The following is a 13,300-nucleotide window of genomic DNA, read 5'->3' as shown; positions in this document are numbered from 1 at the left end:
CCGGCGTTTCGTCCTATCTCAACACTTGAAGCGACTCGATGCAAGGAGGATTCAATGCCCAGCCGTTTACGCGAGCGTGACGCACGCGCTTCGACACGAGGGTTCCCGCTTGGGCTCGCTCACTGGATGAAAGGTTTCGCGATCGTGCTGTCCTTGTCCGCGACCCATGCGTTCGCCCAGCAATCCCAGGCACCGGCCGACGGCGTCTACAACCTGCTCGTCGGCACCTATACGGGACACGGCAGCGACGGGATCTACGTGTACCGCTTCGATACGAAAACGGGCGGTGTCGCGCCCGTGTCGTCGGCCAAGACCGTGAATCCGTCCTATCTGTTGCCGAGCCGCGACGGTCGCACCGTCTACGCGGTCAACGAACTGCCCGGCGACAACGGCCCGGCGACGCAGCGCGGCGGCGTCAGCGCGTTCGGCTTCGATCCGAAGACGGGCGCGCTCACGTTCATCGACCGCGTGTCGTCCGAAGGGAACGATCCTTGCTATCTCGCGCTGTCGCCGGACGGCAAGTACCTCGTCACGGCCAACTACTCGGTCGCGGCCGATCCGGGCGGCAGCTTCGCGGTGTTCCCGGTCCGCGACGGCGGGGCGGTCGGCACGGCGGTGTTGACGGTGCACCACGAAGGCACCGGGCCCGTGAAGGGGCGCCAGGACGGCGCGCACGTGCACTCGACGGTGTTTTCGCCCGACGGCCGTTACCTGTTCGTGCAGGATCTCGGCGCGGACAAGATCTACGGCTACCGCTACACGGTCGATGGCAGCCGCGGGCTGATCAGCCCGACCGACACGCGCTATACGCCGGTGAAGCCCGGCTCCGGCCCGCGTCACATGGTGTTCAGCGCCGACGGCCGGTTCGCGTACGTGACGAGCGAGCTCAACGCGTCGGTCGAGGTGTTCGGCTACCACGACGGCAAGCTGACGCCGATCGAGACGCTGCCGATGACGGTGCCCGGCTTCAAGGGCAAGGTCGGCGGCGGCGCGATCCACCTGTCGCCGGACGGCCGCTTCCTGTACGCGAGCAACCGCGGCGACGTGAACGACATCGTGATCTACGCGGTGAACAAGGCCGACGGCCGGCTGAAGACCGTCGGGCATCAGTCGAGCCTCGGCAAGACACCGCGCGAATTCCTGATCGATCCGACCGGCAAGTGGCTGATCGTCGGCAACCAGGACAGCGACACGTTTTACGTATTCAGCCGCGACGTCGAAACGGGTCTGCTCGGCCCGAATCCGCAGAAGGTGGCGGTCGGCAGCCCGGTGGACTTCAAGCTGGTGCCGGTGGCGCAGTAATCGCGCGGTAAATGTCACGCGGCAAATGGAAAAGGGCGCTGCCGAGGCAGCGCCCTTGTTTCGTCCGGGCGGCCGCTTGCGCGCAACGCCCGTATCGGCCGTGGGCCGCCGTGCTCAGTCGGCCGCGGCCGGCACGAGCACCTCGCGGCTGCCGTTGATGCCCATCGACGACACGAGGCCGGCCGCTTCCATCTGCTCGACGAGGCGCGCGGCGCGGTTATAGCCGATGCGCAACTGGCGCTGCACCGACGAGATCGACGCGCGCCGCGTACGCACGACGAATGCGACCGCTTCGTCGTACAGCGGATCGGCTTCCGCATCCGGCGCATCGCCGAACAGGTCCTGCGTCGCGCCGTCGGCCGCCGGGCCGTCGAGAATGCCTTCCTCGTACTGCGGCTCGCCGAACTGCTTCAGGTATTCGACGATCCGGTGCACTTCCTCGTCCGCGACGAACGCGCCGTGCACGCGCTGCGGATAGCCCGTGCCCGGCGGCAGGAACAGCATGTCGCCCTGGCCGAGCAGCGATTCGGCGCCCATCTGGTCGAGAATCGTGCGAGAGTCGATCTTCGACGACACCTGGAACGCGACGCGTGTCGGGATGTTCGCCTTGATGAGGCCGGTGATCACGTCGACCGACGGGCGCTGCGTCGCGAGGATCAGATGGATGCCGGCCGCGCGTGCCTTCTGCGCGAGACGGGCGATCAGCTCCTCGATCTTCTTGCCGGCAACCATCATCAGGTCGGCCAGCTCGTCGATCACGACGACGATCAGCGGCAGTTTCGATAGCGGCTCGGGGTCGTCGGGCGTCAGCGAGAACGGGTTGCCGATCTTCTTTTCCTTCGCCTCCGCGTCACGGATCTTCTGGTTGAAGCCCGCGAGGTTGCGCACGCCGACCGCCGACATCAGCCGGTAGCGCTTTTCCATTTCGCCGACGCACCAGTTCAGCGCGTTCGCCGCGAGCTTCATGTCGGTGACGACCGGCGCCAGCAGGTGCGGAATACCTTCGTAGACCGACAGCTCGAGCATCTTCGGGTCGATCATGATGAGCCGCACGTCCTCGGGCGTCGCCTTGTACAGCAGCGACAGGATCATCGCGTTGATCGCGACCGACTTGCCCGAACCCGTCGTGCCGGCGACGAGCATGTGCGGCGCTTTCGCGAGATCGGTGACGACCGGGTGGCCCGTGATGTCCTTGCCCATCGCGATCGTGAGCTGCGACGCCGAATGCTGGTACTGGCGCGATTCGAGGATTTCCGACAGGCGGATCATCTGGCGTTTCGCGTTCGGCAGCTCGAGGCCCATGCAGGTCTTGCCGGGAATCGTCTCGACGACGCGGATCGACGTGAGGCCGAGGCCGCGCGACAGGTCCTTCATCAGGCCGACGATCTGGCTGCCGCGCACGCCGAGCGCCGGCTCGATCTCGAAGCGCGTGATCACCGGGCCCGCCGATGCGCCGACCACGGTCACCGGCACCTTGAATTCCTGCAGGCGCTGCTCGATGACCTGGGCCGTCTGCGCGAGGTGTTCCTCGGTGATCGTTTCGACGTCGTCGGACGCGGGTTCGAGCAGGTCGAGCGTCGGCAGTTCGACGTTGAACGACGCAGGTGCGTGGAATTCGAATGCGTTCGGGCGCGGCTGGCGCGCGGGTGCGGTCGACGCGTCCGGGGCCGGGGCGCTCGATTCGACGGGGGCCGACGGTACGGCGGGCTCGGGGAGTGTCGTGCCTGCAGGCGGTACGGCCGTGACGGCCGGGATGGCCGGGATGGCGATGCCGGTTGCCGCGGGTGGCGTGCCGGCGCCGGGCGTCGGCACGCTTGCCGATGCGGCAGCAGGAGCCAGCGGGGTGGTGAACGGCTGGGCCTGCGGCGCCGGCGCGGACGCGATGGGTTGCGCCTGTGTCGCCGTGCCGATGAATCCGCCGGGTGCCGGGAAGGTCGGCATTGCCGGGACGGATTCGGTCGCGGAGGTCGCGGAGGTCGCGGAGGTCGCGGAGGTCGCGGAAGTCGCGGAAGTCGCGGAAGTCGCGGAAGTCGCGGAAGTCGCGGAAGTCGCGGAAGTCGCGGACGCGGCCGATGCCGTCGCGGGGGCGGTCGTGGCGAAGGAGCTTGGCGCGCTTCCCGTCGCGGCGGGTGTGCCGCCAAACGCGGCGGGTGCAGCGGCAGCGATCGTGCTCGTCGCGGCCAGTGTGCCGGAAGACGGCGCCGGAACGACCGCAGCGGCGGCGACAGAAGTAGTACCGGCGGCGGCCTGCGCTGCGCCGTTCGACGTGGCCGGCATGCCGGGCGACCAAGCGTCCGGCGTGCGGTGCGTCGTTGCTGCCGAAGGCGTCGCCGATGCGGTCGACGCAGCGGTAAAGGTGCTGCCCGACGGAGCGATAGACGCGACCGCAGGCGATCCCTGCGCGTGCTGCGTGTCTTGCGCGGGTTGCGATGCGATTGCGCCGAAGGACGTGCCAGTCGATGCGGCGGCCGTCGCGGCTGCCACGGTCGGCGCGGTTGCCGACGACTGCGACGTGGCCGGACCGGACGCAGTCATCGCGGGCGTCAGGGCAGACGTCTTTGCCGCCATGCCCGGCGCGGCCGCAGAAGGTTGTGTCGCGGTCACCCCCGAGGCTCCGTTCGCAACCGTCGGAGCGGACGTCGTCGCGGAGGCGGACGGCTGCGCAGTGGGCTGGGCCGCGGCACTCGTCGAATGCGTGTGGGCGTTTGCCGGCGTGATCGTCGCACCGAGCGCCGATGACGCCGCAGCCGGCACGTGGCCGCTCGAAACGTAGGCGGTCCCAGTGGTGCGTGCCGGCACGGTCGGCTCGGGCGATGCAACGGACGCCACAGATGCTGGCGGTTGCGACGGCGACCAGGAGGCGGTGCTCGTCATGGCGGGCAACGACGGCGTCGCGGCGGCAGGTGTGCTGTTCGATGCGTTCACCGGTGTCGGTGCGTCATGGCCCGGCGCGCTGCCGACGCGCGACGATGCGGAAGATGCCGGAATCGTCTGCGCCGCAGAGGAGGGTTCTACTGACAGCGGTTTCGACCACGATGCGGACGCCGTGACATTGACGGACGCAGGTTCCGCGATCGTGGAGGGCGACGCAGCTGGTGCGGGTTGCACGGCGCGTTGCGTGTCGGCAGCCGACGGTGCCGCTTCTCCGCCGGGCGCTGTTGCAGGATGTGAGGCCGTTCCCGTTACGGTGTCGGCCGGTGCGGAGTTCGACGTGTCTGCAGCCGTCGGTGTCGCTGCTGCCACGGGCGTTGCATCGGTAAGCGGCGACGTCGCTGATGCTGCGATCGACGAAGCGGGCAGGGGAGCGGTCGGTGCCACCTGCTGGACAGGCTTCACGACGTCCTGAGCCGCGAGTGTGTCTTGTTTCGTATCGACGGATACGGCGGTACCGGCGGACGGCGTGGATCGCGACTCGTCGTGACCGACTGCGACCGTTGCCGCGTCCTTCACATCGGCGGCGCCGCTCGTCGCGTGTGCGCTCGGGGCGACGGCGACCGGATGCGTATCGACATCCTTGCTCGTCGCCACCGACGCAGCCGCGTCGGACAGCGGCGCAGCGATCGGGCTTTCATGCGCTGCGCCGAGGTCGGAAACGGGCGGGCTGACGATGTCTTCCCAGGGTGCAAAGTCGATCGGGGAATCGAATACCGGCGCGGCGGGAGCATCGGCATCATCCCGATGCTTGCCGTGCGCATCACGCGTAGGTGCATCGGTCTCGACGCCGGGATCGGGCACGGCATGCTGCACAGCCTCGCCGAATGCCGGCGCGCCTGCATTGACGACCGGCGCGTGCGCGCTCGGCTCGACCGGCATGAATGCATCCAGCACGATCGGTGCGTCGTCGTATGCCGGCGCGGCTTCATGCACGTCAGGAAGGCCTGCGTCGTGGGGCGCGGCATGATGCGCGCCCGCGGCAATCCCGCCGGGTACGGCGGTCGATGCCGCGACCGGTGCTGCTGCTGCCGATGCCGACCCCGCGACGCTCGCTGTCGCCGCCACCGCCCCGGCCATCGTCGCCGCGGCGGCCTTCGCCGCCGCCGCATCGGGCGCCCGCACATCGTCCAGCGTCGCCCATTGCGCGGTGCTGGCCTCGATCGAGCGCAACGTATCGTGAACGCTCGGCGCCGGCGTGATCGGCTCCGCGGGCTGCTGCACCCATGCGTAGAGCGGCGCGCGCGCCGGGACCGGCGGCGCGGGGCGGCGCCGTGCCGCGTCCTGCGACTGGCCGGCTGCGCCGCCGCCCGTCACCGGGCGTGCGGGCGTGCGCGGCGGCGTCGCTGCGGCCGGGCGCGGCGTGACCGCCGTGCGCGGTGCGGTCGGCTGCTTCAATGCGGCTGCGGCCGGTCGCGCGGCGGTCGGTTGCGGCCGAACGGGCTCGAACCCGGCCGGAAGCGGGGCCGGATTCGGGCGCGGCATCTGAGCATTCGCGGCGGCCCGCGCGAGGCTGGCCGTGCTGCCTGTCGTCGGGGGCGGCATGGCGCTCGTCGTGCCCGCTACGGGCGGCGGCATGCGATGAGCCGACGTCGGTTTCAGCCAGCCCGACGGCGCGACCGGCTCGGCGAGCGGGCGCGGCGCCGCGTTGCCGCGCGGCTTCGGCCGCGCCTGCGGATCCGGTTTCCACAACGTCGGGCGCGAATAGCGGCCGTTCTGCCGCGGCGCCATCGAGTTGACGGTGTGTGCGGTGGTCGGCTGCACGATGTCGTCGTCGCGATGCAGCGCGTTGCGCGGCAGGTCGGCGACACCGCGCACGTCGTCGTCGCCGATGTCGCGCGCGAGCTTGACGCCGAACGACGTGTCGACCCACGCGGCGAACTGGCGCCAGCCGATGCCGGTCAGCCACGGCAGGCCCGCGAAGAACAGGACGACCATCGCGACCGGCGTGCCGATCGGGCCGAGCACATGCGCGAAGCCGTTCGAGAACGCGTGGCCGAGCGCATTCGTGTCGGGGCCCGACAGCGGGCTCGTCAGCGTGCAGCTCGCGACGAACACGGCCGCGAAGCCGAGCCAGAGGCGAATCGAGCCGCGCCCGGCGAGCCCGGCGCCGCCGGGCAGCATCGCCTGAACGAGACGCCAGATGAGAAGGAGGAACCAGACGGCGGAGATGCCGAACCAGCCGAAGACAACCGTGTGCATGCTTTGATGAAACAGGAAGAGGGCGGGGCGCGCGGGGCGCGACCCGCCGAGTTTAACCGGCCGGCGAACAGGACTCCAACGCAGCGTGACGGCGTCGACACGCTGCCGGGCGGCGCGACGCGTTCGCGCGGGATTCGCGCGTGGCGAAGGCGGCCGGGCGGCCTTCGCCCGCGCGCTGCATCAGGGGCTCCGGCGCGTGAAGGTCAGCGTCGCGCCAGCCTCGGTCACGATCTGCAGTTGCTGCGGTTCGCGCATCTGCACGCCGGTCTTCGCGATGTGCTCGAGCGCATCGAGGTACGCGTGCTCGAGCTGGCCGCCGAGCGTGTTCGGGCATGCCATGCGCGTGCCGGCGAGCGGCCCGAAACTCAGCAGCCCGTTCTTGAGCGCATAGGTGCCCATGTAGCGGTTGCAGCCGGAAAAGCCGCTGGCGCGCCGCACGCCCGATTCGGAGGACAGCGCGAGCTTGATCGGTTCGCCGTTGTCGCCGTGCGGAATCGTGCGCGGCGTGCCGTCGGCGTTCACCCAGCTCGTGAGCTCCCAGCTCGTATCGTCGAGCAGCTGGACGGCGGCGGGGTTGTACGGATCGGGTGCGGGGGCGGCGGAATCGGGGTGGGTCGGCATTGCGCAGGCGGCGAGAAGCGTGGCAAGCGTCAACGCGCAGAGCGGCGCGCGCAACGGGCGCAGCAGGCCGATGCGTGCGCGTGCGGCGGCGGACAGGTGGGACATGAGCCTCGTTCCTCATCGGATTCTGATCAAGGCGTAAGAGTAACGCACCCGCGCCGCGCGAGGCGAGCCGACACTTCGCGCGCGAAAACGTTCGCAACCTTCCGGCCGGCCTCGCGCGGCCACGCGGCGACGCGACGAAACCGGCCGGTCCGGCACGGATGCGCGTGTTAACATCGAAGCCGTTTTCGTCCTCCAACAGAACCAGCGGGAAATCACATGCAGATCGGTCAGCGGCTCGGTACGCCGCTTTCACCCTCGGCCACGCGCGTCATGCTGCTCGGCGCGGGCGAGCTCGGCAAGGAAGTCATCATCGCGTTGCAGCGGCTCGGCGTCGAAGTCGTTGCCGTCGACCGTTATCCGGACGCGCCGGGCCACCAGGTCGCGCATCGCGCGCACGTGATCGACATGACCGACGCGGCCGCGCTGCGCGCGGTCGTCGAGGCCGAGCGCCCGCACCTGATCGTGCCGGAGATCGAGGCGATCGCGACCGATGCGCTCGCGGCGATCGAGGCGGCCGGCCTGGCCGAGGTGATTCCGACCGCGCGCGCGACGCAACTCACGATGAACCGCGAGGGCATTCGCCGTCTCGCGGCCGAGGAGCTCGGGCTGGCGACTTCGCCGTACGCGTTCGCGGAGTCGTTCGACGCATTCAGCGCGGCTGTCGCGAAGATCGGCATGCCGTGCGTCGTGAAGCCGGTGATGTCGTCGTCGGGCAAGGGGCAGTCGGTCGTGCGGACCGAGGCCGACGTGAAGCCTGCGTGGGATTACGCAATGGCCGGCGGCCGTGTGAACCACGGCCGCGTGATCGTCGAGGGCTTCATCGACTTCGACTACGAGATCACGCAGCTGACCGTGCGCGCGATCGATCCCGCGACGCTCGACACGCGCACCTACTTCTGCGAGCCGGTCGGGCACGTGCAGGTGGCCGGCGATTACGTCGAATCGTGGCAGCCGCAGCCGATGAGCGCCGTCGCGCTGGAAAAGTCGCGCGAGATCGCGCACAAGGTGACCGAGGCGCTCGGCGGGCGCGGGCTGTTCGGCGTCGAGCTGTTCGTGCGCGGCGACGACGTGTGGTTCTCCGAGGTGAGCCCGCGGCCGCACGACACCGGCCTCGTGACGCTCGCGTCGCAGCGCCAGTCGGAATTCGAACTGCACGCGCGCGCGATTCTCGGGCTGCCGGTCGATCCGGCGCTCGGCTCGCCGGCCGCGTCGGCGGTGATCTACGGCGGCCTCGACGAGCGCGGCATCGCGTTCGAGGGCGTGCGCGACGCACTGGCCGTGCCGGGCGCCGACCTGCGCCTGTTCGGCAAACCGGAAAGCTTCGCGAAGCGGCGCATGGGCGTCGCCGTCGCGACCGGCGCGACCGTCGACGAAGCCCGCGAACGCGCGAAGCGCGCCGCAGCGGCCGTGCGGCCCGTGTCGGCGCGCTGACGCGATCAGGAGAGCACGATGGCATCGACATGGCGGCGGATCGGCCGTTTCGGCAAGGTGGGCGCCGCACTGGCGCTGATCGCGAGTCTCGCGGGGTGCGGCCTTGCGGCCGCGCCGTGCCGGGTCGCCTCGGCCGGGCTGAAGATCGTGCCGCTCGTCGGCCATGTCGCGGCCGCGCCGACCGACGCGTGCGCCGACGTCATCGATCCCTGAACGTCGAACGCTCGACCGATGATCAACGATAACCGCGCGCCCCGCGAGGGCGCGCTTCCACCCGTCTCGTGAGAGGACCTGCATGATTCGCCAAACCTTCGCCGCGCTCGCGCTGGCCGGCGCCGCCGTCTCCGTCGCGCATGCCGCGCAACTGACCGTCGAGGAGATCGACGCCGATGCCCGCGTGCAGACCGTCTATCAGTGCGCGAACCAGAAGCAGCCGGTGCGCGTGTCGTACTGGCGCGCAGGCAACGGCCAGAGCTTCGCGCTCGTGCCGGTCAACGGGCAGCAGCTGCTGTTCGTCGATACCGTTTCGGCGTCGGGCGTGCGCTACCAGGCCGGGCGCTATACCTGGTGGACGAAGGGCAAGGAAGGGACGCTGCGCGACGAGATTGCCGACCAGAATGCGGCTCCGCTGCTCGGCGACTGCGTGCAGGTCGAGAAGAAGAAAAAGAAGAAGGGCTGAGCGCCGCGCGCGTTTTGCACCCGCCGCGCGGGCGTGCCGATTGCCGCGATCGATGGGGGCCGCCGCGTTCGATCCCGGGCCCGGCCGAGCAGGCGACGCTCGGGCTCGTCGGCCGCTTGCCGATTTCCCTGAAGCATATGTCCGACATGTGGCCCCGATTTTTTCTCATCGGCCGATCGGCATAGCCCGGTCGCTCGACGCATTTCCCCGTGACCGGCCGGCCGGAGGTCGCCGCGAACCGCCGCCGGGGGCGTTCGCGGCGTTGTCACGGACAGATTGCTGCGCAGTGCTACAATACGGCCCTTTCCGCCGGCATTCGCGCCGAACGGAGTCCGCACGGCCTGTGGCGCCCGATGTTCGAAATGAACCGGTCCCAAGCGCCAGAGCGGCGCCGCGCGGCGCGCCGCGGCTCCGTCTACTTCCGAAATGTGATGAGCGCAGGCCCGGCCGGCCTGACGCACGATGTCCCCGCCGCGCCTTTTGAGCGAAACGCCACCATGTCCGATTCTGTCGCCAAGCCAGTCGACGCAACCTTCGATCAATTCGGCCTTGCCGCCGATATCCTGAAAGCCATTGCGGAGCAGGGCTATACGACGCCGACGCCGATCCAGGCGCAGGCCATTCCGGTCGTGCTCGCCGGCCGCGACGTCATGGGCGCCGCGCAAACGGGCACCGGCAAGACCGCGAGCTTCTCGCTGCCGATCCTCCAGCGGCTGCTGCCGCAGGCCAACACGAGCGCGTCGCCCGCGCGCCATCCGGTGCGCGCGCTGATCCTCACGCCGACCCGCGAGCTCGCCGACCAGGTCGCCGCGAACGTGCATGCGTACGGGAAGCACACGTCGCTGCGCAGCGCGGTCGTGTTCGGCGGCGTCGACATGAACCCGCAGATGGCCGAGCTGCGCCGCGGCGTCGAGATCCTGATCGCGACGCCGGGCCGCCTGCTCGACCACGTGCAGCAGAAGACGGCCAACCTCGGGCAGGTGCAGATGCTCGTGCTCGACGAAGCCGACCGGATGCTCGACATGGGCTTCCTGCCGGACTTGCAGCGCATCCTGAACCTGCTGCCGAAGGAGCGTCAGACGCTGCTGTTCTCGGCCACCTTCTCGCCGGAAATCAAGAAGCTCGCATCGACCTACCTGCGCAATCCGCAGACGATCGAAGTCGCGCGCAGCAATTCGACCAACGCGAACGTCACGCAGATAGTCTACGACGTCGCCGAAGGCGACAAGCAGGCCGCGGTCGTGCAGTTGCTGCGCGATCGCGGGCTCAAGCAGGTGATCGTGTTCTGCAACAGCAAGATCGGCGCAAGCCGGCTGGCGCGCAACCTCGAGCGCGACGGCGTGGTCGCGTCGGCGATCCACGGCGACAAGTCGCAGATCGAGCGGATGCAGGCCCTCGACGCGTTCAAGCGCGGCGAAATCGAAGCGCTGGTGGCGACCGACGTGGCCGCACGCGGTCTGGACATCGCCGAGCTGCCGGCCGTGATCAACTTCGACCTGCCGTTCAACGCGGAAGACTACGTGCACCGGATCGGCCGCACGGGCCGTGCGGGCGCGACGGGCGATGCGCTGTCGCTGTGCAGCCCGAACGAGCGCAAGCAGCTCGCCGAAATCGAGAAGCTGATCAAGCGTCCGCTCGACGTGCAGACGATCGTGCTCGACAAGCCGGCGCGCCATCGTCACGACGAGCGTGGCGGCGAGCGCGGTGGTGAGCGGGGCGGCGAACGTGGCGGGCGCCGCGAGCGCGACGAGCACCGCGGCACGTCGGCGCGTCGTACGGGCGGTTCCGAGCGCGGCGGCCATCACCGTCGTCACGAGGCGCCGGTCGACGATTTCTTCCTGAAGCCGTATGAACCGTCGGCGCCGGCGCAGCAGCCGGAAGAGTCGAAGTCCGCGCAGCAGCCCGAAAAGAAGGGCCCGAAGCGTCAGGTTGCCGCGCTGCTCGGCGGCTTCGGAATGCCGCGCAAGCCGTCGGCGTAAGCGGGCGGTTCAGCCAGTCGGCGCGGCGCGCGAGCGCTGCCGCGGAAACGGGTGCATGCGATGAGCATGTGCCCGTTTTTCATTGGGCGGGAGGAATCGCGAAGAGGCGGCCCAGAAGAACGACGCGTTGCCGCATCGATCGGGGCGGTCCGGCGCATGCGTCGGTGCCGCGTCGTCAGCGGGCGCGGTTCCGCTCGACACGGCGCTGACGGATGCCGCGGCGCGGGCGAGACAGCCCGGTGTCGCGCGAGCGAATCAGCCGGCGTGCGGCCCGAAGCGGCGCGCCCACGCATCGGTCGCGGCCGTGTAGAACGTGTCCATCGTGTCGCACGACGGGTCGCCATCCATCGCAAGGCCGAGATGCGCGGCAGCGGCGCGAAGCGCCGGCAGCGGATCGTTGCGCTCGAGCGCGATCGCGCCGGTCTGCTTGCTGAGTTTTTCCCCGTTCGCATCGACGACGACGGGCACGTGCAGGTACGCCGGCGTCGGCACGCCGAGACAGCGCTGCAGGTAGATCTGGCGCGCGGTCGAATCGAGCAGGTCGGCGCCGCGCACGACGTGCGTGATGCCCGCGTCGGCATCGTCGACCACGACCGCGAGCTGGTACGCCCATTGGCCGTCCGCCCGCTTCAGCACGAAATCGCCGACGTCGGTCGCGAGGTTCTGCGCTTGCGTGTGGTGCCAGCGGTCGTCGAACGTGACGATCGCATCGTCGCCGTCCGGCACGCGCAGTCGCCATGCGCGCGCGGGCTTGCCGTGCAGGCCGGTGCGGCAGGTGCCCGGGTACGCGAGCGTCGTGTGGCGCTCGTGCGCGGCCCGCAGCGAATCGGCGATTTCCTTGCGCGTGCAGCCGCACGGGTAGACGAGCCCCGCATCGACGAGCCGTTTGAGCGCGGCCGCATAGTTGGCCTCGCGCGTGCTTTGCCACACGGGCGGCTCGTCGGGCGTCATGCCGAAATGCGCGAGCGTCGCGAGGATGTCGTCGGCGGCGCCGGGCACCGTGCGCGGGCCGTCGATGTCCTCGATGCGCACGAGCCACGCGCCGCCATGCGCACGCGCGTCGAGCCAGCTCGCGAGCGCACCGACCAGCGAGCCGAAATGCAGCGGGCCGGTGGGCGACGGCGCGAAGCGGCCGCGGTAGCCTTTCATCGGGGCGCGAAGCGACGCGCGCTTACGCGGCGCTGGCTGCCTGCGCGCAGGCCGGGCACGACTTGCCGGGCACGTAGCTCGGCGATTGCTGGGCTTCCGGCGTGACGACCGCGCGGCACGCGAAGCACGTGACGTTGGCGGTCGGCTGCAGCTGCGGGTTCAGCGCGGTGCGGTAGTCGAACACGAAGCAGTCGCCGTGATAGTGGGCTCCGCCGACTTCCTCGAAATACTTCAGGATCCCGCCCTCGAGCTGGTACACGTTCTCGATGCCGATTTCCTTCATGTGGATCGCCGCCTTCTCGCAGCGGATGCCGCCCGTGCAGAACGACACGACCGTCTTGCCCTCGAGATCGGCGCGGTTCGCGTCGATCACTTCCGGGAACTCGCTGAACTTGTCGATCCGGTAGTCGAGCGCGTCGTCGAACGTGCCGACGTCCACTTCGAACGCGTTGCGCGTGTCGAGCATCACGACCGGGCGGCCGGCATCGTCGTGGCCGCGGTCGAGCCACGCCTTCAGCGTGCGCGCGTCGACCGACGGGGCACGGCCGAGCTCCGGCTTGATCGCGGGCTTCTTCATCGTGATGATCTCGCGCTTCAGGCGCACGAGCATCCGGCGGAACGGCTGCGAGTCGGACAGGCTCTCCTTGAACTGCAGCGTCGCGAACTTGCCTTCGAACAGCGGATCGTGGCGGATGTAGTCGATGAACGCGTCGGTCGCCTCGCGCGGGCCGGCGATGAACAGGTTGATGCCTTCCGGCGCGAGCAGGATCGTGCCGCGCAGGCCGAGTTCGTTGCAGCGGGCGGTGACGAGCGGGCGCCATTGCTCGGTCGCGTCGAGCGACACGAAGTGGTAGGCGGCAAGGTTGACGATGGTCATGATGGTCCGACGGGAAAACGGCCG

General features: G+C 69.7%; 9 protein-coding genes. 5 read left to right on the top strand and 4 right to left on the bottom strand.

Annotated elements, in window-relative coordinates; all coding sequences use genetic code 11:
* The first annotated feature begins 54 nt into the window (after positions 1 to 54).
* Positions 55 to 1,302, top strand: a complete 1,248-nt coding sequence (locus WS51_RS22010) for a lactonase family protein (RefSeq protein WP_081053846.1) — start codon at positions 55 to 57, stop codon at positions 1,300 to 1,302.
* A 114-nt stretch (positions 1,303 to 1,416) separates the two neighbouring features.
* Here the strand turns inward: WS51_RS22010 and WS51_RS32900 are convergent, their stop codons facing one another.
* Entirely contained in the window at positions 1,417 to 6,435 is a 5,019-nt protein-coding gene (locus WS51_RS32900) for a DNA translocase FtsK (RefSeq protein WP_069229775.1), read from the bottom strand.
* A 180-nt stretch (positions 6,436 to 6,615) separates the two neighbouring features.
* Complete coding sequence (locus WS51_RS22000; protein ID WP_059448673.1) at positions 6,616 to 7,161, bottom strand: META domain-containing protein; 546 nt, start codon at positions 7,159 to 7,161, stop codon at positions 6,616 to 6,618.
* 216 nt (positions 7,162 to 7,377) lie between these two features.
* Here WS51_RS22000 and purT point away from each other — a divergent pair, with 216 nt between their 5' ends.
* The 4 genes from purT (at position 7,378) to WS51_RS21980 (ending at position 11,250) form a co-directional block, all read left to right on the top strand.
* Positions 7,378 to 8,592, top strand: a complete 1,215-nt coding sequence (purT, locus tag WS51_RS21995; RefSeq protein ID WP_059791572.1) for a formate-dependent phosphoribosylglycinamide formyltransferase — start codon at positions 7,378 to 7,380, stop codon at positions 8,590 to 8,592.
* Between the two features lie 18 nt (positions 8,593 to 8,610).
* Entirely contained in the window at positions 8,611 to 8,805 is a 195-nt protein-coding gene (locus WS51_RS21990; RefSeq protein ID WP_059448675.1) for a DUF6726 family protein, read from the top strand.
* An 82-nt stretch (positions 8,806 to 8,887) separates the two neighbouring features.
* On the top strand, positions 8,888 to 9,271 hold the full coding sequence (locus tag WS51_RS21985; RefSeq protein WP_059502684.1) for an MliC family protein: 384 nt from the start codon (positions 8,888 to 8,890) through the stop codon (positions 9,269 to 9,271).
* Between the two features lie 497 nt (positions 9,272 to 9,768).
* A complete protein-coding gene (locus tag WS51_RS21980; protein WP_472297397.1) occupies positions 9,769 to 11,250 on the top strand; it encodes a DEAD/DEAH box helicase in 1,482 nt (493 codons plus the stop codon).
* Between the two features lie 255 nt (positions 11,251 to 11,505).
* On the opposite strand, the gene gluQRS is transcribed toward WS51_RS21980, so the two are convergent.
* Both gluQRS and WS51_RS21970 read right to left on the bottom strand, forming a co-directional pair.
* On the bottom strand, positions 11,506 to 12,399 hold the full coding sequence (gene gluQRS, locus WS51_RS21975; RefSeq protein ID WP_069229774.1) for a tRNA glutamyl-Q(34) synthetase GluQRS: 894 nt from the start codon (positions 12,397 to 12,399) through the stop codon (positions 11,506 to 11,508).
* A 22-nt stretch (positions 12,400 to 12,421) separates the two neighbouring features.
* On the bottom strand, positions 12,422 to 13,276 hold the full coding sequence (locus WS51_RS21970) for a sulfurtransferase (RefSeq protein WP_059502680.1): 855 nt from the start codon (positions 13,274 to 13,276) through the stop codon (positions 12,422 to 12,424).
* Positions 13,277 to 13,300: the final 24 nt, after the last annotated feature.

This window comes from Burkholderia territorii (assembly GCF_001718335.1).
GTDB lineage: Bacteria > Pseudomonadota > Gammaproteobacteria > Burkholderiales > Burkholderiaceae > Burkholderia > Burkholderia territorii.
The sequence above is the reverse complement of the archived record's forward strand: the minus strand, read 5'-3'. Positions and strand labels throughout refer to the sequence as shown.